This window comes from Rhodocytophaga aerolata, from assembly GCF_030503435.1.
Lineage (GTDB): Bacteria > Bacteroidota > Bacteroidia > Cytophagales > 172606-1 > Rhodocytophaga > Rhodocytophaga aerolata.
Window position 1 is genome coordinate 1 of the sequence record NZ_JAUKPO010000021.1, and the last position, 24,741, is coordinate 24,741.

The 24,741-nt window shown below is 40.4% G+C and carries 20 protein-coding genes and 1 pseudogene; 7 read left to right on the forward strand and 14 right to left on the reverse strand.

The features are described 5' to 3' along the window. Positions 1-146: 146 nt before the first annotated feature. The 9 genes from Q0590_RS25425 to speD form a co-directional block, all read right to left on the reverse strand. Positions 147-1,502, reverse strand: coding sequence for an IS110 family RNA-guided transposase (locus Q0590_RS25425; protein WP_302040446.1), 1,356 nt, complete (start codon positions 1,500-1,502; stop codon positions 147-149). A gap of 958 nt (positions 1,503-2,460) precedes the next feature. Next, positions 2,461-3,570: a hypothetical protein gene (locus Q0590_RS25430; protein ID WP_302040447.1), complete on the reverse strand. Its 1,110-nt coding sequence runs from the start codon at positions 3,568-3,570 to the stop codon at positions 2,461-2,463. A gap of 11 nt (positions 3,571-3,581) precedes the next feature. Then, positions 3,582-5,237, reverse strand: a complete 1,656-nt coding sequence (locus tag Q0590_RS25435) for an FAD-dependent oxidoreductase (RefSeq protein WP_302040448.1) — start codon at positions 5,235-5,237, stop codon at positions 3,582-3,584. 6 nt (positions 5,238-5,243) lie between these two features. Further along, entirely contained in the window at positions 5,244-6,758 is a 1,515-nt protein-coding gene (locus Q0590_RS25440) for a polyamine aminopropyltransferase (RefSeq protein ID WP_302040449.1), read from the reverse strand. A 60-nt stretch (positions 6,759-6,818) separates the two neighbouring features. Next, the gene (locus Q0590_RS25445; protein ID WP_302040450.1) at positions 6,819-7,037 is read right to left on the reverse strand and encodes a DUF350 domain-containing protein; all 219 of its coding nucleotides are present in this window, start codon (positions 7,035-7,037) and stop codon (positions 6,819-6,821) included. An 11-nt stretch (positions 7,038-7,048) separates the two neighbouring features. After that, positions 7,049-7,204 carry a hypothetical protein gene (locus Q0590_RS25450; RefSeq protein ID WP_302040451.1) on the reverse strand — a complete coding sequence of 52 codons (156 nt, stop codon included), beginning with the start codon at positions 7,202-7,204 and terminating at the stop codon, positions 7,049-7,051. After that, positions 7,201-8,487 (reverse strand): DUF4178 domain-containing protein, encoded by a 1,287-nt coding sequence (locus Q0590_RS25455; protein ID WP_302040452.1) that lies wholly within the window; start codon positions 8,485-8,487, stop codon positions 7,201-7,203. Before Q0590_RS25455 ends, Q0590_RS25450 begins: the two co-directional genes overlap by 4 nt. After that, positions 8,474-9,118, reverse strand: a complete 645-nt coding sequence (locus Q0590_RS25460) for a DUF4178 domain-containing protein (RefSeq protein ID WP_302040453.1) — start codon at positions 9,116-9,118, stop codon at positions 8,474-8,476. The genes Q0590_RS25455 and Q0590_RS25460 overlap by 14 nt, the downstream gene beginning before the upstream one ends. 19 nt (positions 9,119-9,137) lie before the next feature. Next, entirely contained in the window at positions 9,138-9,491 is a 354-nt protein-coding gene (gene speD / locus Q0590_RS25465; RefSeq protein ID WP_302040454.1) for an adenosylmethionine decarboxylase, read from the reverse strand. A 599-nt stretch (positions 9,492-10,090) separates the two neighbouring features. On the opposite strand from speD, the gene Q0590_RS25470 reads away from it, so the two are divergent. From Q0590_RS25470 to Q0590_RS25500, 7 genes and pseudogenes are all read left to right on the forward strand, one after another. After that, complete coding sequence (locus Q0590_RS25470) at positions 10,091-11,431, forward strand: SWIM zinc finger family protein (protein ID WP_302040455.1); 1,341 nt, start codon at positions 10,091-10,093, stop codon at positions 11,429-11,431. Positions 11,432-11,451: 20 nt separating this feature from the next. Beyond that, positions 11,452-14,430, forward strand: a complete 2,979-nt coding sequence (locus tag Q0590_RS25475) for a DUF6493 family protein (RefSeq protein WP_302040456.1) — start codon at positions 11,452-11,454, stop codon at positions 14,428-14,430. An 84-nt stretch (positions 14,431-14,514) separates the two neighbouring features. Further along, a complete protein-coding gene (locus Q0590_RS25480) occupies positions 14,515-15,135 on the forward strand; it encodes a hypothetical protein (protein ID WP_302040457.1) in 621 nt (206 codons plus the stop codon). Positions 15,136-15,803: 668 nt separating this feature from the next. Continuing rightward, complete coding sequence (locus Q0590_RS25485) at positions 15,804-16,268, forward strand: IS110 family transposase (protein WP_302040458.1); 465 nt, start codon at positions 15,804-15,806, stop codon at positions 16,266-16,268. Beyond that, positions 16,243-16,845: a transposase gene (locus Q0590_RS25490; RefSeq protein WP_302040459.1), complete on the forward strand. Its 603-nt coding sequence runs from the start codon at positions 16,243-16,245 to the stop codon at positions 16,843-16,845. The genes Q0590_RS25485 and Q0590_RS25490 overlap by 26 nt, the downstream gene beginning before the upstream one ends. Positions 16,846-17,021: 176 nt before the next feature. Next, a complete protein-coding gene (locus tag Q0590_RS25495) occupies positions 17,022-17,921 on the forward strand; it encodes a tyrosine-type recombinase/integrase (protein WP_302040460.1) in 900 nt (299 codons plus the stop codon). Further along, a pseudogene (locus Q0590_RS25500) lies at positions 17,918-19,106 on the forward strand (IS91 family transposase). The gene Q0590_RS25495 and the pseudogene Q0590_RS25500 overlap by 4 nt, the downstream one beginning before the upstream one ends. A gap of 343 nt (positions 19,107-19,449) precedes the next feature. Here the strand turns inward: Q0590_RS25500 and Q0590_RS25505 are convergent. The 5 genes from Q0590_RS25505 to Q0590_RS25525 form a co-directional block, all read right to left on the reverse strand. After that, positions 19,450-20,463: a Kelch repeat-containing protein gene (locus Q0590_RS25505; RefSeq protein ID WP_302040461.1), complete on the reverse strand. Its 1,014-nt coding sequence runs from the start codon at positions 20,461-20,463 to the stop codon at positions 19,450-19,452. Positions 20,464-20,571: 108 nt separating this feature from the next. Next, positions 20,572-21,048 (reverse strand): hypothetical protein, encoded by a 477-nt coding sequence (locus tag Q0590_RS25510; RefSeq protein ID WP_302040462.1) that lies wholly within the window; start codon positions 21,046-21,048, stop codon positions 20,572-20,574. A 487-nt stretch (positions 21,049-21,535) separates the two neighbouring features. Further along, positions 21,536-22,135, reverse strand: a complete 600-nt coding sequence (locus Q0590_RS25515; RefSeq protein WP_302040463.1) for a hypothetical protein — start codon at positions 22,133-22,135, stop codon at positions 21,536-21,538. 613 nt (positions 22,136-22,748) lie between these two features. Beyond that, a complete protein-coding gene (tnpA, locus tag Q0590_RS25520; RefSeq protein ID WP_302040464.1) occupies positions 22,749-23,087 on the reverse strand; it encodes an IS66 family insertion sequence element accessory protein TnpA in 339 nt (112 codons plus the stop codon). 76 nt (positions 23,088-23,163) lie between these two features. Further along, positions 23,164-24,180, reverse strand: coding sequence for a hypothetical protein (locus tag Q0590_RS25525; RefSeq protein ID WP_302040465.1), 1,017 nt, complete (start codon positions 24,178-24,180; stop codon positions 23,164-23,166). Positions 24,181-24,741: the final 561 nt, after the last annotated feature.

The window sequence follows — 24,741 nt, forward strand, 5'->3', positions numbered from 1 at the left end:
ACCACATACCCACAGCCTAACGACAATAACTGACACAGTCTAATTTACACTCCCTTCTTTTTTTTCCTGACACAGTCCAATTTACAGTCTCTCCTATTATCTCTATCATTTTTACTTCTGACTAACGTCCATGTGTGATGCTGATTTTAGCTCATAGCAAAACCTACATCTTCCGGCTTGAGGTCTAATTTAGCAATCTTCTTTCGGATGCGTTGTACGAGTTTCATCTTTCTTTTCTGATCCATAAACAAGTACTGACTAGGTGGATTATACGGGACATGCTTTACAATCATATTCCAGATAATGACTGCCAGTTTACGGGCTGTGGCCGATATAGCCGCTGTTCTGCCTCTTCTATAGCTGATGCGGTTGAAGAAAGCAGACAAATGGGTATCCTTCAGATTGCCTATCGCATTGGCCGCTTGCCTAAGAGCAATTTTCAAGCGAGTACTGCCTTTGGCGATCTTCTTGCTTAATACTTTCCCCCCACTAATTTTGGTATTGGGGCATAGTCTGAGCCAAGAGGTAAATTGCTTGGCTGAGGAAAACTTTTTGATACCTTCACTGCCCACTTCACTCATCAAAGCAATCACGGTTGCATGACTCACCCCTTCGATGCGCATCAGATCTACTCCGTCAAAGTACTGGTAAGAAAGCTGGTTTAAATCCATATTCTTTGGTGCATTCTTATTGACCTTTTTGTGCGGCTTGGCTTCTGCTTGCAAGGCCTTTTTTGTTTCATCTTGATTAATCTGCTCACTGAGTAGCTTGGCAATCGCTAGATCACATTGCTCGATCTTTGCTTGCAGAGTTTTATACAGCTCAAATTCCTGCTGTAACCCAAATAGATAATCTTTGCGGCCATTGCTCTGCAAGGCTTTGGCGATTTCTTCTTTTGATTTTCGGCAGTTGCTATGACGCAAGGAGGCCAGTCCCTCTGGGTTGGTTTCTCCCGCACAAATGGCTTCGATGATGGCTAACCCTGTCAGTCCACATACATCCTTGACTACTACATCTAAGCGCAGATTTAAAAGGCGCAGGTACTTCTGGATTTTCTGAGTAGTCATCGCCGATGTTTCTAAAAGCGAAGTGCGATGCCGACAGTAAGTCCTAAGCTGTTCCGTAGCTAAATCAGGTAAAAAGCTAGTAGTCAATAAGCCAAGGCTATGAAGTTTTTGGATCCACTGACAATCCTGTACATCGGTTTTCCTACCTTTGATGTTTTTAGTGAATTTACCACTACACAGATAGACCTCAAAGCCGGCCTCTTGTAGCATAGTAAACAGGCTCTGCCAATAGGTACCTGTCGATTCCATAGCTACCGTGGTAATCTTATTTTCTCGTAGCCAGCTGATGAGTTGCTGCAGGTCTTCATTGTAGACACCAAACTCGCGCACGTCTTCGGGGTTCTGGCCTATTGCTACATAATGGGAGCGGCTACCTACATCAATACCGGCCGCATAGCGGTGGATCACTTCCATGGACAAGGATTTCTTTTTCATTTTCTTTGAATAGATTAAAAAAGTCCTAAGGAAATGTATCTTTAATATGAAACTATTCTGAACGGGGTAGCTCATAGCTCCTCCACTGAAATCACCTCAAGCCTTTCTGTTGGAGCAGAAGGGCTTTTTACATTTCTGACCAGAATTACGCACGGGCTGTGAACACCAGAGAAAAAATCGGTCTTACCTAGGACAAGGTAAAACTACCTACGTTAGCTCTAGAAATCAATATTTCTTCCCTTATAGAGGAATTACACATAACGCACCAAATGCAGCCGTCAAACCGTGGCCTTCTGTTCTGGCTATGCGGGTTTGGCGGCCCGGTTGCCGGCCTGCATGGTGTGCTGGTTGCACAACACTACTAATACTAAAAAGTTGTTAATGGTAAATCAACAAGAGATTAAAAGGATAGTAACTTTAGACAGATAAGTTGTTCGATAATGCTTTTGAAGAAAAAATGATCGTTTTTTAAAGTTAATAGCGAAAAGCCCAAAAACACCCTTTTTCGATTAAAAAAACAACCTAAAAAAATCTCAGCAGATCGGATACAGAGAAATTTTTAAAATAAAAACTGCCTAATTTGCGAAATTAAGCGGTTTTTGAAGTGATTCCGTTTGGATTCGAACCAAAGACCTACTGCTTAGAAGAGAGTCGTATACATACTGTATATCAAATAGTTATACCACTCAGGTCTCATATAGGTCTCGAAAAATAATTTTTAAATGGCCTATTTTACCTTGTTTCGCTAGGAAAAATGAATGGCTGAGTCATGCTAATTAAGCTGTATGCACAAGCAGTACCCGTTAATAGATAGCCCCTTTCCCCTACTGTTTTTTGGCTTCTACTCTTAAGTAGCATATTTATAAACTTTATAAAGAATAGGCTATAAATATTACCATTCCATATGCTAGTTATTAGAATATTGATTTTAATGCATATTCTCTGTGCTATACACAGACTACTTATTTAATTCGCTCTCAAGAGTTATATTCTTCCAGTTATAAGAATCTTTGGAAATTTTCCAGATAAACCCATCTAATATGTAGTGAGTAATCTGAGGAAGCGCTAGAAAAGGCACTAGGAAAGACAACAGTTGCTTATCCGTGGTTTTAGGCAGCACCATAAATAATTGAAATAACTCAGGATGATCATTCCAGACTAATGCATTCCACAAGCCTTCTTCCACATAAGCCAGAAGGAATATCAACAATAGAAATACCAGAATCCCATAACCAGTAAAAATCATACTCATCTTTCCTGGAACTACAGTAGAACCGAGATGATACTTTTTGCGGCCATAAATCCAGACTAAGGCCATATAGGGAATCCCATGCGATACTACATTGAGAAGTGTAAAAGCTAAGTCCCCATTAAAATACACAATGCCGAAATACCATGATAGATACGTGCCTATGATTATCAGATTACTGGGTATATTTATCGTTCGGTGCTTAACAAGTGTTATTGTTTCTTTTGCTAGGTACACACCTATAATAATCCAATAAACTATTCCAGAAATAGATGAAAGCCATTCTGACTCAAAGAAGTAGAAGTCTCCTTTTATGAACCAGTTAAAATTCCGGTCAGTATGTACGTGCCAGAAAATGATCGGGTACAAGGTTGCTGTATATGTAGCGACCATATTTATTCCACTGCTTAAACCTCCATTCTGTTCTTTGCGAGAGTAGATTCGCATAAAACCATATTGCTGCCTGATAAAATGAAAAACAGCAATGTATGCTAGTAAACGCCAGAAAAGCATATCATCGATTGAATAAACTACTGCACCGGCTATCCAGCCAAAAAATGGAATACCTATTAAAGTGTTCCTTTGCTTAGTAAATGTTTCTTTATCAAAATACGTCCGGTAAAGAGTACTATACACATGGGCTACATCCACAAGCAGTACCAAAACAAGCCACGCCCAGGAAGGCATATTAGTGTTATTCTGAAAGTACACTGGCAACAGAAAAATAATAAACAGCGATAAAAATGGTGGTGAGAGTATAAAAACTAGGTCTACTGCTGCAGCGTATATCCAGGGCTGATGGATCTTAACATTTTTCATTGTTCACTTAATTAGGATGCTATACTCCCCAATGCTTCTTTAGCTGCCCGAATACCTTGATAAAATGCCTCTTCAAACAGGGACACACCCCCCAGATCCGAATGGGCAAAATATATTTTATTATCGAAGGGCATACTTGCTTTTTTACGCGTTTCACTCCAGATAAAACCAGGTGTTGGCCGCACCATGCCATGCCCCCATAACCATATATCTACTTTTTCTACTACCTGTGCTATATTTTTATGGGCTTTTGTTAAATCATCCATGATTAGCTGTATCCATTCATCATGACCCTTTTGCAAAGCTTCTCTACGAGCTATTTTAGGATCTTTATCTGCCAGGGGCCAATAATAGGTAAGTACAAGTTTCTCCTGCTGAGCAGCATGGCTATTCAACTGTTGATGCCTTGCATGTACATATCCCAAAGCAGGGCTTTGATAAATCACATTATCCCAGCTTAAAGGGCTTCCTTTCCGCTCCATCGGTTTAGAAAGAGTAAGATTGGCTACCACCCAAGGGGAGTAAGAATACATACTGTAGAAGTTCTGATCCCGCAAGGGTATTTCGGGAAGCAGACGTTGGTTAACAAACTGTGGAGAAGCCATGATGCACTTTTTTGCCTGAATTCTTTTGGTTGTATGGCTTTTCACATCCAGAAAATCAATATGTACAGCTTCACCCTCGGTAGCTATTGTATATACCAATGCGCCTGTACAAACTTTTGATTGTATGAGTTTGTGCAGTTGCTTTACCAGCCATCCATTACCTTCCGGCCAGGTAAGCACGGTATTGGTTTCTGCATTAGCAGCCACGCCTCTACGGGCTGCAAAGTAATGTATACCCGCCCAGGCTGAGGTGTCTTTTAAAGCGGTTCCATAATCATCCCGGCAGCAATACTCTACATACCAATGTAAATACGGAGAATCCAGCTGTTGAGAAAGTAAGTAATCAAGCATCGTTACCTGATCAAGCTCTAGAAATTCCTTATCTTGGGAGGAATTTTCTACTGGCAAGGTAAATGCATATTTCCCATCTGAGCCTTGTAGTTTTCTGTAGGTGTCCATCAACTTCAGAAAAGTGGCAATTTGCTGCTGATCCTCTTCTGGCACACCAAAGTGTGGTATAAGGCTATCCTGCCAGTATCCATTAATATATAATCGTTCCTTTGGATCAAAACATAAATGATACTCATTATAAAAGGGCAAGCCTTGTTCATTGAAACCTGTAATCACTTCTGTCTCCTGCAGAAACTTTAGTAATTCTTCCTGATCAAGATTAGGCAGCGGTAAATAGTGTGCGCCCCAGGGATAAGAGGAAACCTCATTTTTTCCACTGGCCGCATTGCCTCCTACATGCGATTCCAGCTCCAGCAAACAGCAAGAATCAATATTGTTTTTCTGTAACCACCTGGCAGCAGATAAGCCCGCTACTCCCCCTCCGACTATCACATATTCATAATTCAGTATTTGAGAAGGCGCTTGTTTAAATAAGGCATGTTCTCCTCTGAGTTTATGTCCTAGTGAGGCAGCGCCGCCTTTGATTTCACCAGCTACCTTTGTAAGTTTAGTCGCCGGAGCACACTCAGTAAGCATTCCGGGCAGGGTGAGTCCGGCTAATGCTGCTGCACTTTTACGGAAAAACGATCGTCGCGAGAAAGGACCTATCATAAGAGACTATTGAAGATATGAGGCCCATTCCTTCTCAAAGTAATGTACCAGTACTTGATTATTTAATTTATTTACTTCTGCTTCCAAAGCCATCATGTCTTTAGGAAATATGGTCATTTGCCGGAATGTTTCGCTGTTGATAAAGCGCAAATTTGGTAAAAAGGCGGAGGGAATCTGGTAAGAGTTTTCTTTTAAGGCCATTATGTACCCCCAATCGCCAAACGAGGGTACAAATGTGTGATACGGAACCGTAAAAAATCCTACCGACTGCATAGTGGTATTCACACACCAGAATGATTTGGGTGCTACGTAGGGAGAAGTAGCTTGCACTACAATAATTCCTTTTGGCGCTAAACTCCGGTAGAGAAGCTTATAGAGGGAATTGGTATACAACTTACCTACCGAATAATTTGAAGGGTCCGGAAAATCTACTGCAATATAGTCAAACAGTTCCTTCTGCTCTTTCAACCACTGAAAAGCATCCGCATTTATTACTTTTACTTTGGGAGAAAGCAGTGACTGTTTATTGATATCCAGCAAAAGCGAATTAGTGGAAAACAGTTTGGTCATAGCCTCATCTAGATCTACCAGGGTGATAGACACTACAGAATGATATTTTAGAATCTCTCGTACAGCTAGGCCATCTCCTCCACCCAACACCAATACTTTTCTGGGGGACTTAATGCCTTGCATAGCCGGGTGCACCAGTGCTTCATGGTAGCGGTATTCATCGGCAGAGCTGAACTGAAGATTGCCATTGAGAAACAACCGTAACTCGCGGTCATTTTTGGTAAGTATAATGCGTTGATACGGAGAAGATTTTGCATAAATGATAGTATCCCGGTAAGCTAAAGACTCCGAGAAACTCATAATTCTTTCAGAAAACACAAAGCCGGTAAGAAGAAGCGCTAAAGTGGCTAGTGAGCTTATTTTCAGAAACTTTGCCCAACTGGTTTCTTTTTCAAACTTAACAGCTACAATCAAGGCTACCAATACATTGAGTATTCCAAAGAAAAAAGAGGTTTTTATCAGCCCAAGATTGGGCACAAGTAACAAGGGAAAGATAATAGATGCCAGCAAAGCGCCTATATAATCGAAGGTAAAGACTTGCGATACGAGGTCTTTGAATTCAAACCGGCCTTGTAGAATCCGCATTAGCAGGGGAATTTCTAGCCCAACAAGCGTGCCCGTTAGAGAGACTAATAAATAAAGCAGTATCCGGAAAGATTCTACCTGTTCAAAGAGCAGAAACAATAAAGAAGAGCTGGTACCACCAATGAGCCCTACCAGTATTTCAATCTGAATGAACCAGCCAATCAGGTTGCGGTTAAAGAACTTAGACAGATAGGAGCCAATTCCCATTGAGAACAGGTAAACCCCAATAATTGTAGAAAACTGGGTAACTGAGTCTCCCAACAGATAACTGGCCAAAGTACCGGCCACTAATTCATAAATTAACCCACAGGTAGCTACCACAAACACTGATAGCAACAGTAAAAGGGGGATTTGCTTATTTTCCAAGGATAAATAGGTTGTAAGTAAAATGTAGTAGGGGGTCTATATCACAGAATGCATTATGTGTTATCCATGAATAGCAGAGGCCACAATGACGGACACGGCAACAATAAAGGCAGCAGCAATAATGGCTAAGGCTTTATTCTGCTTTACTAAAATCTCTTTCCATAGATCTTCCGGCGTTACTTTTTCAGCAATCCAGAAAGAAATAAAGAGAATGAAAATACCGATAAAGGAGTAGATAAAGGCTCCTGCTACATACTTCAGGTTGATAATTTCTTGCATATATATTGTATTTATTTATGATAGCCCTTTTGCTCACGTGGCGACCAATTCGATGCATCTGACCCGGTAAAGCGTTTTCCGGTAAGGCCAGCATACACATAAATGCCCAGCATTAACAGTACAAAAGCCAGGTAATACTTTGCTCGTAAAAGGGTGCTTTTGTTCATATTGTATATTCACTATTAATCCAGCGTTGTTTTTCAAAACTATCTGCCCGCCACCACTGAATAGCAGGATACAATCCGAGGATTAGCAGTATGATAAAGAAATTCGACCACATGGGTACATTCCTAGTGAGTTTCAGTGTATAATTATATTCCTGGCTTAGGCTCCCTTTCAAAGGAAATATATTTAAATGGTAGTTGCCAGCAGGGATGGCAGATAAGAACCTGGTGGAAGACTGGCTTCCCTCTGACCAGTACTGGCCTCCGTCGTATCCGTCATAAAACTCTGTCCCTATTTCTATTTGAAATTCTTCTCCTGTATCATCGTTAATTAAGGTAACTTCTGCTTCCAGCCAGTCATCGTTTAAGGGTGCGAATAAATAGAATTCCATGTTAGAAGTTGAAAATAGACCTTCTTTTATAGTAAATTGGGAAGTAACCACAGGTGTAGGGTCCTTATAAGCAGGTGCATGATACGTATTCCGGAAGACCTCTTCCTCTTTAACATTGAAAGTAATAAAGAAGTGAATAATAGTTAAAAGCAATACTGCCACAATCGAAAAAATTTTCAGGGATGATATATCCGTAGCAAACGGCATAGGCTGAGCTGCACCAATGCCTATTTTTTCTGGTGCAGGAGCTTTTATAGAAAATGCCTCCCGAATTTGTTCTGGCTCTGTATATTCTCCTTGAAACCAGGTAATACTATCCGTTTTTTTCTGCTTAACAAGCAAATAAGGCGGGGCAATAAACTCTTCTACGACCGTACGGGTATCTGTAATACTCCAGGCAAACTCTCCAACTGCAAAAACCGGAGTAGCTCTGTATTTGAGGAATAAGTGGTAATAGTGGGAGTCAAAGTCAAACTCCATGCTTCTGTCACTTACCTTTGGATAGATATTCGTAGGTACAATATAGTTCCAGTGCCCATTGTACTCATTCAAAAAAGCATAGCCATACACCGGATTAAATAAAGTATACTCATTCCAGTAATAATCCGGCCCTACCTCCTTCCACTGGATATATCCGATAACTTCATATACCACTCCTTTCAATTTTCCTTTTTTTCCTACGGGCAGGTAGGGGCTGGTAGTCGTTTTTTTGAAGCTCGTCAGCGTGCTCCAGTGGTCAGTTGAAGTAAGGGTATAAAGCTTTCTGCAAGAGCCACAGGCAACATACTTCGTTTGTAGGTAAGCTCTAATATGTATAGTAGCTGAGCACCCTTTACAAGTAATTACTGCCGGAGAAGGCAATGTTTCGGTGCTTGTTAATTTAAATCCAGTCACGCAGATCCCGTAAGTGTTTAAAATTAAATCTTTTAAATGGCACTAGTTGGCCGGTATAAACGGTCGTCTTGTAGTGAGCAAGCAAATGAATAAGTGCTTTCTGATGATTATCTGTGCTCAGTTCTACACTCGTAAATCTGATATTTTCTTTACTATGTTCAGGCAACTCTCCTTCCATGTATATAGTCTCGTTTATGTCTACCCGCTCTACCTCATAGCTTTTGTTATCTGGCAACTCAAGCGTTCTGCCTGCTTTTAACTTTGCAACGACCGATGCATTGAGTAAAAACTCTTTGCGTTGCAGCATCATATAGTCTCCATAAGCTTCCGCTAACCAGCCATACGCCCTTTCAGAAAACAATACTGCCCATAGGTTGCGGTAAAATTTTTCGAAGCTATATTGTATCCGACCGATCACTTCAAATGGTTTGTCTTCAAACTGACCCATTGTGCCTAATCGCAAAGGAGACATATCTTCAAGCACAGCTTTTTCCTGTTGTAAAAACTGAGCTGTACCCTCTGACTTCTGATAAGAGCAGACACATCCAGGACAAATAAGTATAGAAGAAACAGAAGTTTTATAATTTATCTGTTTGGCACAAACCGGACAATGGAGCGAACTTACTGGCATATACTTATATTTTGCAACACTACCTCTTCACTTCTTCCTGTGTATGGCGAGTAGTCTTAAAGAATGCAAGTGTATCCTCAAATAGAGCCCTGGTAATGGTGTCATTGTCTTTTTTAAAGTTAGACAAGTATATATCAAAAGTAGCTAGACCATACTCAGGCCAGCTATGAATAGCAATATGTGACTCTGTGAGACAAATAACACCTGTAAAGCCTGCATCCGGGAAGCTATGAAATACTTCGCCTACACTCGTAAGACCATACTGCTGAATTTTATCTATAAACAATGCTCTAACAGGCTCAAAATCCCTTAGTAGGGCATATTGATCCGTGTAAATTTCTGCAAGGATATGTAATCCTGGATTGTACTTCATAGCAGACACTAATAGTGATACAAAAATGACAACATACTTGCCATCAGCTCACTCCTATTGTTTTTTCGGAAACAGAACAGAAAAACAAGTAGAAGCATTTGTTACTTTTTGCGGTGAAACCAAAAATAAAGCATTTCATCCTCATGAAAATTGCTACTTTTCTTAAAACCTTACATTTATTTCAATCAAAATCAGGTTGGTTTGGGTTACCATTTGACGAAGAATAAAGCTGTAAATACTAGTCATCAAGTATATCAGAAAAGCTTTACACTCTTAGATTAAGAATTAAAAAGCCTCATTTCAACATTTCAAAATACAGGAAAAATAATAAATGGCACATTTAATTCCCTGGCAAGAAATACATATGGAAACTTAAAGTGAGCCTTGCTAATTATACATCAATATATGTATACGCGTAAATATTTTATACCAATTTTGTTGTATTATATTATTTTTTTGTATATTTATACCTATTATTTATGCTCACATTAACTCTCAAAAGCTTATAATATGAGTTAATTCACATATATGTTCTCTCTTATTTAACTTTTGTTGTATATAGTTGAATTTATCTTACTGTTGAAATAAACTTGTTACTTATGTCCGAAACTCTTACCTATTCTTATCATCAACCCTCCTCTTTACAAAAAGCACATCTACAGGATGAACTATTTTTGGCTAAATACAGCGAAGTAGAAAAAAAAGAAATTCCATGTTTTTTCTGGGGCAGCTTAACGGACCCATACATTACAGCCAGATGCTTAATAACCCTGTCTACAGTTGTTAAGTCAAGCTTTAGTCTATCTCCTTTTCAACTAGCTATGTTGAAAGACCCGATTGTAACAGCAGGAAATGAGAAAATAAGGTTTGAGGGTTTCTCCCATTGCGCTGGAGTGTATGCTAGAGTAGATGTATTGCCAGGAGGCTATGATGGAGAATTCTTAGAAAACGGTACTACTAACGTAGATTTTAACCAGCCCATGCTCTCAGCCTTGAGCACCATTCAAAAAAATGAACGGGTAATGCTTTCAGTAGGTAAGAAAGAAGTCTCCTTGCATAAAGAGAATATGAAGGTAGTGGAGCGGAAAGTGCCATTGCCTACTAAGTGGATAAAAGGTCTCACTACTGTACAACTCTATCTATCCCAGTCTGAAAAAGTACTTTCATTTAACCGCATACAAGCCCTTCAGCTTTTTCAGAGCATGCCGAATGGTAAACCTAAAACAGATTACTATCTGCAGATGCGTGGAAACACACCGGTATTCTCACCTGTAAAATCCACTTACTCAGTATGTATTGGAGGTGCGCACAGGTTAAAGCTGCTGGAACCGCTGCTGCCTCATATTGATAAGCTCTGTGTATTTCCCCATCCTGATATGCAATCTACCAACTGGCAATTGTATTTTGGAAATGTGCGCTTTTGCTTATCGATCTCCAGAGATGCCTGGCGGGGATTTTCAGGGGAAGGCGCTGCACTTGAATCACTTATAGAAGATGTCCCTGATGAGTGGATAGATGCAATTGATAAATACAGCTATATTAATCAAGCATTCAATTCAACCCTGTTTGCTATCAATGAAGGTGTAGATTTAAAAACCGTAGGCAACTTAACTAGCCGTCTGTCTGCGATGGGTTTATTAGGGTACGACCTGGATGAGAATCATTTTTTCTATAGAAGATTGCCTTATAAGTTGGGAAGGATTTTGAGCTTAAATCCTAGATTGAAAGAAGCAGAGAAATTGCTGGAAGAAGGAAAAGTGGAAATCCTTTCCAGGACAGATACCAGGGTTGAAGCTAATGTGGAGGGAAGTGGTGTAAAGCATGTAGTGGTTTTAGAAGGAGATCAGGAAAGATGCACCTGCACCTGGTACAGCAAGCATCAGGGAGAAAGAGGTGTATGTAAACACCTGCTGGCTGTTAAGAAAAAACTAATCAATTAATCAAATCCTCTGTATCTCTTATGACCCTTCTCGAACTATTTACCTCCCTGTTAGAAAAACAGCAGGAACAAAAATTACCTGCGTTGCTAAAAGATCTGACGTCTGCTCAGAAAAAGGAACTAGTACCGCATATTAAGACACTATCTAAGGAGTATTTTGAGTATAGGCCAGCTATTATTCTCAGTCTAAACTCTTATACACGAAAAGCATCTCCAGTACAAGAAAAAATTTTACGAATAGCCGCTTTTGTATGCTTCAATTATACTGACTACAAAAAACATGATACATTCGGCTATATTCTGAACAATCGTATGTTGGAAGATATACTAGAATGGTATTGCCCGGATTGGCTAAGCAGCTACATCAATGGCTATAGACAAGCCAATTTTATGCACTATCAGTTGACTTACCAACGGTTAATGGAACTAGCAGATAAAGGTTTTATCGTTCCACAAAAAGAATTACTTGTGAAAGTACTTCCTCAAAGTATTTATGAGCGAAGCGACAATAAAAATGACTGGCAATACAAACCTGAGCATCTGCTTGCTAGTGAAGTCACACTTAAGGAGCACATCTGGTATCTGTTTGAGCTTGAGTCAAACATTAATTGGAGTAATAGATATATGCGGTTTGATCAGGAATTAGTTAGTGACCAAACGAGCTGGATCTTTACCTTGATAAGCTTATCTGATGAAGGAAAAATAGACCGTCAGAGATTACTTAAAGAATCTTTACTGGCTACTTGTAAAAACTTCAATAAAACTTTATCCGGCTGGTTTGCTCAATTATTTACTGCTTTAGCACCTGATAAAGAAGAGTTAATAGGATTACAAGTGGAACTGTTTGCTACCTTTAATTCTCCCCATAGCAAACCCATTACCACAAGCTTGCAGTATTGTAAAATATTAGCACAACAAGCAAGATTTGATAGCCAGAGATTTTTAGATTACGTGCCCCTGCTGCTTTCTTCCAAAACAAAAACTATTCTATCTGCTACACTTAGTATTTTAGAAAAGTTAGCAAAAAAACATCCCGGTAGTAGAGAGCAAATATGCTTAGTTTCTAGCCAAGTATTTATCCATAGAGAAGAAGACTTACAAACAAAAGCGGCCGCTATTATTGAGAAATATGGGGATAGCTCTTACACTGAGTTGCAAGTTGCTTTACTTCCTTATTATGATTCCATGCTCTCTACACCTAGAACTATACTTAAGCATTTCCTCCACCAAAACGTAGCAGAACCAGATTCTCCACTAAGCTTACCCGAATCTTTCCAGCCTATAGTGCAGATAAGCGAAGAAAATCAGATAAAGCCAATTGAGACTATAGATGAATTGATCTACCTGGTTAGCCAGGCTTTTGATAACAACGAATCGTTTCATGTGGATGTATTACCTGCTGCACTGATTAATTTACAAAATGAGATAAAAGGCGATGCCATTGCCAAGTTAGCTTCTGCTTTTCAAAGGGCATATAAGATAGTTTTAGAAGGTTGGCAAAGTACAAGTGGCCACCTGGATCACCTGCTGGCTACATTCTTTATTGACTATGGAAGATGGTTAGTTAAGAAATATCCCCATGAGACAAAATCAATCCAGGAACTTCACTCAAAATATACGGCTAAAGACGAAGGCTATCTCAAGCAATGGTCCTTCTATAATTTGAGAATAGGCAAATTACACGACTGGAAGACATACAATAATGATACGATGTATGAGCCATACAAACAGTTACTGTTAGCTGCATTAGCTAAGATTATAACAGGCAGTACATTACCACTTTTGTCTACACCAACGCATACGCCAGGATGGATTGCTCCGGTAGCATTGATTAAGCGGTTAAGCCAGTACCAGAACAAAGGAGTAGTGCCAGAGCCAATAGACTTTCAGATCGCCCTTTCCAGATGTGCTTTTGAGAATATGGAAGAAGCATTACAGGAAGCTACAAGTAAGCTCTCAGGTGAATACAGAGAACTGATTAAATTTCTATTAGTAAGAGAATCCCGACCACATGGGCCACTTACACAACAAGTTCTGTGGATGGTTGCTGCCCTTACCAAATCTCCTCTAAAAACACACGAGGAGTTTGCTCATTTCACTTGCACAGAGTTATCAAGAAATTTTCTGTCTGGTCAGCATTCCTGGAAAACGTATGTTGAGGCCTACACTTATGATAGATATGACTATGTAAACCGGAAAACAGTACTAGTGCATGATACAAGAAAACTATTGGAGATAGACAGTAAGGCTACCGGTAAGAGACAAATAGGGTTGAGCACAATTCTTAAATTTTTCACTGCTAAAAGTGAAGATGAAAAGTTATTTTATGAGCATTTGAAGATCAAGGATCAATATCTGTCGGTAGAGCACAATGACATTAAAAGGTTGCTATTACTTATTCCTCATAACCCTGAGCCTATACTTGCACAAATTGCGAACAAATGCTTGAAGTATCCAAGCTATGGAGAAGCAGGAGACACAAAATTGCTCATTAACACGCTGGAATGCTTACTGGGTATCTGGAAAGAATTTGGTGAAATGGCCCATCTATTTGTAGCCGCTTGTATGCTGAATTCCGATAAAACAGTCCGCTCCTATGCCGCAGCCATCTGGGTGGAAGGCATACATAAGAATTCAATCAATAGTGAACTGGTAGGTGAAATTCTGGGTAAGCATGAAAGCATTGAATTTGCCCCTTTGAAACGGTTGATAGATTTGATAAACAGTAACATGATGGGTATTTCAGGAAAGCATACTAAAGCATTAGAAAACATGATTACCGCTTTACTTACCCAACTTCTGGACACACCTATCCACAATCATAAAAAACTCCTCCAACTTTATTTGGAAATACTTTCACTCAATAAATCTATTATCCGAAATACAACAATTATCCATCAACTGAGCGTTTGGAAATCTACAGCAAGTCTACAAACTGTGATTACAACTCTTGAAAAGAAAGTTATAGGTAAAGAAGAGTACCTACTCTTAACGGCATAATTGAATAAATAACAGCCAGTATTCTTCTAATCCTGTGGTATATTTTTATAATTTACTTACTCAACCTAAACATTTAATCTGAATATGACTATTTCTGACAATCTTGAAACTTTTAATGGCAAATCGGTTGTGGATTTTTCTGCTGCAGAAGGTATTACTGAACTGGATGAAGTTGTATACCGCTTACGCCTGGATTATGAAGATTTTGATAAAGGTAGATCAATCACCGGGCTAATTGAAAGCTTTTGTCAACACCCGAATGCTTCGCAGGTAAAAGAACTCATTATAGGGGCATATGATTTTGACAGTTCGGTTAACTCAAGCATTGTTGTGGATAGCCTAGTAGTCAACAAAGACATTTTGTCTAACCTTACTGCTTTATTTATAGGTGATATTACGTATGAAGAGCAGGAAATTTCCTGGATTCAGCAAAGCAATGTAGAACCACTTTTTACAGCTTTTCCTAAACTTGAACTTTTTCAGATAAGAGGTGGCGAAGGCTTACGCTTAGGAAAACTTTCGCATAACCAGTTGAATAAACTAATAATAGAAACAGGCGGTTTACCCACCGCAGTAATTAGAGAAATAGGTAACGCACAACTTCCTCAATTAGAGCATCTGGAATTATGGCTAGGTTCTGAAAATTATGGGTTTGATGCCAGTATAGAAGAGTTTGCGCCCATTTATGCCATCAGGCATATATAAGAAGAGGGCGAAAGCCAACACAAATAGATAGGTACTGTAGGTATACAAATAGTTTGCGTTACTGTCAACAAGTTGCTTTATTTTTAACTTAATCCAATGTCGGTAGATTAGCAGAGAAAGAAGAAATATTACTAATGGAATACTTCTTAAATATTTGTCTCCTTGATCATAATCGATATAAAATAAGGATACTATTGAAGCTAATGTCAAAAAACAACAAATAACTAAGTGAAGTGATGGGTAGATTATTGAAGAAACGATACTCAACTCTGACTTTATTTGCAAAAAGACAGTATACAGAATAACTCCTATTACAATAGTTAGCAGCATGCTTTTATCTTTTTTACTATTTTACAGTCATTAGACTTGCTTTTATATTTCTGTTTTTACTTGCCACCAATCTTTAGATTAGGTCAATATAACAATTCAAAGAGATTGATACAATAAAAACCATTGTTGTAACATTTGTGGGTAAGTGGGTAACCCGAAGGGTTATCCATCTTATCCACAAATAGGCGGCCGGTGCACTAGGCGCTAATAAGGCGGTCAGGTCCTATGGTCCGATTCAGTCCGGTCGTTTTTTCTGTGAGAAAGAATCATATAGATTTTCGGGTTTCCAGGCCCAGTATCAAGGTTTCGATGCATGTCTCACTATTACTTTCAACAGTATGAACACATTTGCTCACCCTCAAACTTATGCTTTTATCATAGGCACAGATATTTCTAAGGAGAGCTTAGATGTATGCTTGATCCGAGTAGCAGATAAACAACTCTGCTATCAGAAATTCAACAATAATATGCAAGGTTTTCAAAAGATGAAACTTTGGTTAAAACAATATGGCTGTGAACTTGAGTCCGATACACTCTATTGTATGGAGCATACCGGATTATACACTAGAAGACTGGTCCATTACTTGTTAAGTAGGCAAGTCGCTGTCTGGTTAGAAACACCCTTGCAAATGAAGCGCAGTATTGGCCTTGCCAGAGGAAAAGACGATAAAATAGATTCAAGTGAATCGAGAATGATTCACACGCATTCCCAAATATGCTTTCCTACATCAAGACAAAGCCATTTTAGTGAATCTAAGTGGACTAACACTGGAAAAGTTGAAAGACTTACAGATCAGTCGTAACCGGCTACTAAAAGCATTAAAAAGTATCAAAACCACTGTCAATGAATTACTTTCTGTCGATACTGCTTCCGGTAAAACCATACAACAGCTTAACCGGGATGCGATTCGTGGATTAGAAAAGAGCTTAGAGCAGGTAGAAGAAAAGATCAGTGAATTTATCGAGCAAGATGAAGCCTTAAAGAAAAAGTACGATCTAGTTACTTCTATTAAAGGAGTGGGTAAAGTTTTAGCTATTACCCTTCTGGTTTACACCCAGGGCTTTACTAAAATGGAAGATGGGAGAAAACTTGCCTGTTATTGTGGGGTAGCTCCATTCGAGTATAGAAGTGGCACAAGTGTGTTTGGCAAAACAGGGGTATCCAAGTTTGCCAACAAAGAACTCAAACGGATCTTGCACCTGGTCTCGATGAATAGTATCCAATACAATGGCGAACTGAAAGCGTATTTTAAGCGAAAGGTGGCAGAAGGCAAGCCCAAAATGAGTGTACTGAATGCTGTCCAGAATAAGCTCTTGCATAAGATTGTAGCTGTGGTCAAAAGAGGTACACCGTATGTAGAGAAATTGGATAAAATATAGCTAAAAACATTTGACTTACTCATAGATTTCGGAACAAAGCCACCCAGCGGCGTGGCTCGATGCGTTAGCACTGCGCTTCAGCAGCGTGCTGACCGGTTGTGGCCGATGTTGCACTAAACCTACGGTAGCTTTTGCAGAGTAAATAGAGAAGTTTGCAAAAAAGTAAACCAACACTTATGCAAACTTCTCACACTCATGAGGCTACCCTTGTAGCCAGAGCCTGTTTAAATGTAGCAGGTTTCGCAGAACTGTACAACCGCCTGGAAAAAAAGATGGTCATTTCAGGTAAAAGCCTAAGCACCTTGGAAAATTACAGCCGGCACATGGCTCATATTGCCCTGCACTACAATTGCCTGCCCACAGCCCTGGATGCCGAACAGATTGAGGACTATCTGTTTTTGATCAAGTCCCAAAAAGCTCCTTCGGATTCCTATTTCAAACATGCTGTTTATGGCCTGCGCTTTCTCTTCCGCCTAGAGGGGCTTGATGAACGGGCTATTGAACTGCCCTCTCTCAAAAGGGATAAAAAGCTGCCGGCTGTCTTGAGCAAAGCCGAAGTCAAGGCTTTGCTTAAAGCCCCTACGCTTTTAAAACACCGCCTCTTACTGGCTATCATTTATGGCTGTGGCCTGCGTTGCAGCGAGGTGAGAAACCTGCAGATCAAAGATGTGGATTTAGACCGGGGTATGCTCCACATCCGCCAAGGAAAAGGACGTAAAGACCGCTACGTGCCTTTGAGATCGATGCTATGCCGAGGAATCAAAACCTATCTGGATGCAGAAAGACCCAGACACTACTTGTTCAATGGCAAAGACTACCGTTCTCCCCTATCGGAAAGAGGTGTGCAGTGGCCATTGAAAGAAGCTGTCAAAAAAGCAAAGATTCTCAAACCTATCTGTGTCCATACCCTGCGCCATTCCTATGCCACTCACTTGCTGGAAGATGGCATCGATATCCTCTCTATCAAAGAACTCCTTGGCCATGAAGCTATTGAAACCACCCTTGTCTACCTGCACATTGCCCGTATCAAACCTGTGCTGTCTCATTGCCCCTTAGACACGCTCTATCAATCGTGAGGCCGGCTTTTGAACTAGCTCAGCTCCTGCAAAGCCATTGGCTTACTCTTTGTAACTCTACGCATTTCAATTCCTATCAATTACGCACCTTAGATGCGCTAGCAAGATGCCGAACCGCTTCGTTAGGTGGACATCTAGATGCCTGCTCAGCGTGTGGATTACTACGTATTTCCTATAACTCCTGCCGCAACCGGCATTGTCCTAAATGCCAGAACTTGCAGAAAGAAGAGTGGATGCTTTCCAGAGAAGCAGAATTGTTGCCTGTCTCTTACTTTCATGTAGTCTTTACCTTACCTGACAGCATCAACCCCTTAGCCCTTGCCTATCCGGCAAAAGTCTACAACCTGCTTTTTCAAGCTGCCTGGCAGACCATACAAACCTTTGCGGCAGACCCTAAACATCTGAGTGCCAAAGCAAGTGGATCGAGTTTGATCCACTATGATCGCTATCTTACATACCTGGGGGCAGAACCTCTCGCTCCATCCCCATCTGCATTGCATCGTGCCCGGTGGCGGCATCACCGGCAGTGGGAAATGGAAAAGGGCCAGAAGCCAAGGAAAGTTTCAGGACCCGATGCTGACAACGTCTGCTGGTCCGTTTCCTGTTAAAGCGTTGAGCAAGGTCTTTCGAGCTAAGTTTGTTAAAGGAATAAGAAAACAGTTTCCAACCCTAGGGCAAAGCTTCTTTATCCCCTTATTTTCAAAAGAGTGGGTAGTATATGCCAAAAGGCCCTTCTTTGGCCCTAAGCAGGTGATTGAATATCTGGGTAGATATACCCATAAGATTGCCATCTCTAATCACCGCCTGCTGTCCCATCAGGATGGCAAAGTCACCTTCGCCTACAAAGATTACCGGCAAAAAGGAGCCAAAAAGCAACTCACGTTGACTGCCCTAGAGTTTGTCCGGCGTTTTTCCCTGCATATTCTCCCGAAGGGTTTTGTCCGCATACGCCACTTTGGGTTTCTCAGTGCAAAAACCAAAGTCTCTGCCCTGCCCTCGCTGATGGCAAGCTTTGGAAAATGTTTGGTGACTTTAACTCCAGAAGAAAAAAAGCAGAAAGCCAAAGAAAAGTTAAATGTAGATCCGCTTTGCTGTCCGGCTTGCAACACACCGACGATGGTCATTATAGGCTACTTCACCAGAGCCGGACCCACAGAGCAGTTGCCCTTTCAGGTAGGGACCTGAGCTTAGCTACTTTTCTCTTTCAGACCAGTGCTGTCTGAGAGGGCTTGCCTGCTTTCCAAAAGCAAGGTGGTTCGGCTATTGCCTTTCCTAGCAAGAATAGCCGTCCAAAACAAGCCTATTTTCCTTTTGTATCGGTTGCTCAGGGTCTCTCTGAATTACCCCGATAACTAAAAAGCACTTTTTGCTGCAAAAGTGCTTTCCTCATAAGACTTGCCAAGGTTGCCCTTTTCCTATGCTTTCCCCATAGTAAAACTACCCTAAACCAGCCCGGTTCCGTGCAACACCGGCTTCATGTCCGGTCGTGCCGACCACATGAAGCCTTATTTGTTAGCGGAAGTTGTTCTTACTTAAGAACGTACTCCCAAAAATCATTCTCAAAGGTAACTTTGCTGCTACTTCTATTATCCCCCGTGCCAACATAGGCTTTCCCATTGACCACATCAGCTATAGCCTCGAATTTTCCCTCTCCCGAATAATCCTCCACCTTCTTCCAGGAGTCGGCTGAGGGGTTATACTGCCAGAAGTCTTTGTAAGTGCCCTGATTGGTATATTCTCCTTCGATGCCCCCGCCAATGTATCCCAACCCGTTCAAGGCAAACCCAACAGCTCCATAACGGGCTCCTCCTCCTAAACTGGCTTTTTGCGTCCATTGATCAGTGGTGGGGTTATACTCATACAATTCTTTATGCGAAGAACCATTGAATCCTGTCCCAATGTATCCTTTATCGCCAATGGCAAAGCTAACGGCATAATGTAGGATATCCGGCAAATTCTTCTTGGGAGTAAGGGTATTGGTGAACGGATCAAATTCCCAGAGGTTATTTCGGTTCTGAATGTAGGCCTTGTTGCCGATGACAAAGGCCGTTCCACCCAGGGAGGAATCAAACTCACCTATGTCAAAAGTAACCACTTTCTCCCAGGAATTGGTCTGAGGGGTGTAGGCCCAAAGATCTCGGTAGTAGACGTGATCGCAAATACCGCCCGCGGGAGGACAATCCAAGCGATAGCCAAGTCCCAAATAACCTTTTCCGTTCATCGAAAAGCTGATGGCTTGACCCACGACCCCTCCTGGGAAGTCGGCTATGCGGACCCAGGAAGTGGTGGAGGCATTATACTGCCAAAAATCCCGTAGGAATTGCTGGGCATTATTTTCCATTCCAAACCCACTTCCTAAGTATAATTTATCCCCGATCACAAAACTGACCGCTTCCTTCCGACCCGTGCCGGGAAAGCTGGGTTTGGTAACCCACACATTCTTTTCTTCTGCTGAAACAGGAGGGTCTCCCTCCTTCTTACAGGAAGTTAAAACAATGAGGAACAGCGCTGGAATGACTAAAAAGGAGTAGTTTTTTAACATAGTAAATTAGATTTAATTTCCGCTAACGAGCCAAGCATATATGCAATAGTTGCCTTTTGCTGTAGCCTTGCGCTTTGGCGGCACAATTGGCGTTCTATATGCGGTGTTCTATGCAAGTTTTATTGTTTTTCTATAGGATTCTACTTTTATTCCCTGCTGTCTCATATGCTGAGTAAACTCATCTGTTCGGTCATAGCCTAGCGAATAAAATCTTTCTGTTTTATCATGTGTAATGATACGGATGCCAGGTCCTGCTGAATCTATTTTTATGATCTCTATCTTGATAATCTCCTTTAAGGGAAATCTCCATTCATTACGCCATAGCACATTCCAATCATTACGGAAGATGACTTTATCCTCCTCTACATATACATCCCAACACCCAGGCATTATTAACAAATAAATCAAACCAATGGCGAATAACTCAAAACCGATCAACTCTAAAATAGTAGCATCTGAATTTCCAGAAAGTTTAAAAAGTGGAGCAACAGACATAGCAAATAATAAATGTCCTACAATATGCGAACCATTCGGATAGTATTTTGCCCTCATACTATTTGATTTATTTTTCAAATTCACTTGCATAGAATGAACATCGCTAAAGGCAACTATGGCTTTGAGCTGGAGTCTTGCGCTTAGGCAGCCTAGTTGCCGAATTAGCCGATGTTAGGCCATGTTATTGTATGCGTCCGGTGAAACAGCCTTGATATGTGGTAATCCGCAATCCTAAATTAGGAGAAAACGATGACACAAATGCGGACTGAAAAAGAAATGTTTCCCTCAGTGGAAGGATGTCTTGCAAGCAGTATCATCCAAAAAAGTTTAGCAAAAAACATGCACTTGCCCTACATCTGATGCCGTATCGGGGGGCAAAATACCGCAAAGCTCACCTCTCAGCGCCATTCAAACCGGCTACTACAGAATGCATCAGGTATCCACTCCTCCAAGCAACTATAAGTAGTATGGAAGCAACCGTACGTCTTAGTACACCCACCTTTCCTAGCTTGAAGGCTTACAACATAAAGGCGAATAACAACACGGGGCTGTGGTACTAATCAAAGAAAGCTGCTGACTATCTTTGGGTAATTATCGATTCTTTGCGTACTAATCTTATGGGTGCTGTCTGAGTAGCATCTATAGATATAATGCCATATACCGTTTGTCCAGGCTCTATTTTTTTACCTGATAAATTATATTGGTGAAGCTCCTCACGGAAGTTTTTGTTTGATGAGCCTGCCACTATCATATTACCTACAGCAATAGGAATTCCAATGGGAAGCGTTGTAGTACTCAACGTAAGTGTTAAAGGCAAGTAAAACAAGTAAGTAGGAACCGTTTGCTTGATTTTTTTTCCAACAACTGTCGGATCTAGAGGAATGATTTCTCTATTGCCTTGTTCCCAATTAAGGTCTTGTGAAAAACTCAGTGTGGTGTCTGTATTATTGGTCACTTTTACAGCAACAACCTTGATATCTCTTTTGTCCTCTTTTTTAGCATAACGTCTGTTACCTTTCAGAGATAATACATCATAGCGATAAGACAAACTAACACCTCCATTTTCTTCAGTGTAATGATATTCGAGCTTTTTAGGGCTTATTGCTTTGTAATTTCCAGCACAGCCAAAAGAAAACGTTACTAATAGTAAAAAAATTAAATGGGTAAAATTTTTCATAAAAATGTTTCAAATTAATTTGATTTTTTGCAATGTTTAAGAAAAAGCCGTAAGTATTATTGCATCATGGATGAACCAATGCTTACCTTTTAAACTTTTATTTTTTCTTAATAAGTATAGTGAGCAAAAAGTAATAGAAGGGATAAATTAAGCTTATGTAATGAATTTGACGGATACTTTCATACTCACAGCCTTTAGCACTTCAAAGCCAATATGTAAACGTCTTCTGCAGGCTTTCTCACTGCCAAGACTTTAGGCTTTTAAGTATCTTTTTGCTGTGCCCTAGCAACTATATCCAACAATATGAAAACGATGAAAATAAGTCCATTTTTATAACTCCAGATTGTGTCGTTTTTCTAGCTTTTTCAGATAGGCATTTACCTGGCCTAGCGCCTTTTTTATAAAAACCACCCAGTGATAGAGTTAAATGAGTACACATACAATCAGGGCAACTACTAAAAGATGAGCAGCTATATGATAAAGATCTAATGATAAGACCACTCAAGGCATCAAAACGTTTGCGCATGTCTACTGCCTGCCCATAGGGGAAAAACGCTGTGAAGCATTTAGGGTGAACATAAGGAGAGTAATTCTTATAAGTAATCAACCAGTATCAGGGAAGAAAGTGGATGACTGCTCCTGTAGGCAGAACAACTTCCATACTGCCTAAAGGAGTAAGTGCCGGTGTGGGACTTGGAAGTGGGCTAAGGCAGATAAAACCTGAAGAAGCCTCTGTAGCTACTAATTCTTTGGTAGCTTTGCTTGTAATCACTTCTGATTTGACTGTGGTAGCATTGTTAGGCTGTGATTTGCGGTATCTGCCGACACAATAAGCTAAAATATGTACCGGTAGCCGATGATTACTGCAAAACAGTTTTTGTGTCAGGCCGCTTTTTAGCCATCCTTCCACTAGTGGAAACATTTCTTGTTCTGTTTTAAATCCGGATGCCATTATCTTTAGCAGTTTTCTGCTAAATTACTTTGGCAACCACCCGTAAATCAAGGCTACTTCAGGAGGTGGATACATGTTATTTTCTTACTTTATAGTCTTGCGTGTCAGTGTATTCACCAGCAATCCAATGACAAACATATTCGTTATCATCCCAAGAAATTATTCGTACTAAAATCTCAGATTCAGCTGAAGTGTTAGTATCCCTGATTGCCTTCTCGTCTACTAGCCCATACGTGTCATGAGTAGTCCACTTTAAAAACCGTCTTAAAATAACTTTTCCTTGCTCGTTATAGTAGTCCTGGGATTGCTCAGTTCTTGTAAATACGACTTTGTCACCATTGGTGGATTCGAATGCTCCTGTTTTTATATGAACTGGAGTATATACTTGATCTGTATAAGGACAAGTAAACCACAAGTCGGAGATGTTAGCATTCAACTCGATCTGTTGCAGTTGCAAGGCTTGTTGGTTGTCAGAGTTAGCGAAGGTGTTAATAATATAGGAATTGAATAGTACACTGTCTTTAATGGTGTAATCAATCATCAGGGACTTATTGCCATTGGGATAGGCCACCATCAGTAATCTGAAGTTTGTCTTGTCAAAAAAGTTCATCGTAGTGTACCCTGTGCTCGATTTGGCAGTAATCACATAACAGTCAAAGTTTTGAAATTTTTTATCGGCAAGCCGCGACAGCTGGTAGCCAAGCATCTTGTAGCCAAATTGGATTTGAGCATAGGTTTTTAGTTTTATCTCCTCCATCATCTGCAAATCGTCAACTTGAATAAGCGACGAACCATTTACGCTGGTTAATTTTTTACTATCAAAGTAGGTCGTTTGCGGAACATGTGTCATCGACAAGATACTCTGCACATATTTGTTTCCTGTCTTTCTTTTTTCAGTAATGATAGCCGTTGATTTATCTGGTTGAATAAGTAAGTAGGTAATAGTTGAGGAATGGATTTGAGCGATTTGTTTTTCTCCCCCACAAAATGAAAGGGAGGAGTCTACAATCTGTGCGGCTGTTAGAGCATCAGATGGCTGTCCTATTGCTAGGACAGAGAATAAGAAGAGAATTAGGGTATTGAGTATTTTCATTGTTAATATGGCCTAATGTACCAAAAACCTTCGCAACCCGTCCTGCTGCCGTGGAGCTATATGGTAAGACAGGGTAGGCTGTTGTAGGTTTGGTTGCTTGTTGCACAACACTACTAATACTAAAAAGTTGGCAATGGTAAATCAACAAGAGATTGAAAGGATAGGAACTTTAGATAGATAAGTTGTGTCGATAATGCTTTTGAAGAAGAAATGACCGTTTTTAAAAGTTAATAGCCAAACGGGCAAAAACACCCTTTTTCGATTAAAAAAATCATCACCAAAAAATCTCAGTTTATTGGATACTGCATAATTTCAAAAACAAAAAACTGCTTAAATACGCAAATTTAAGCGGTTTTGAGAGTGATTCCGTTTGGATTCGAACCAAAGACCTACCGCTTAGAAGGCATTCGACTGTCTGCTGTCAGTCAAGTAGTTATACACCATAAGTCTGAAATAGGTCCGAAAAAATAATTTTTAAAACCAAGTTTTTACCTCCTTTCGCTATGAAAAATCAATGGCTTAGCCAGGCGAAAGAAGCGTTTTGCACGAGCAATGCCCCTT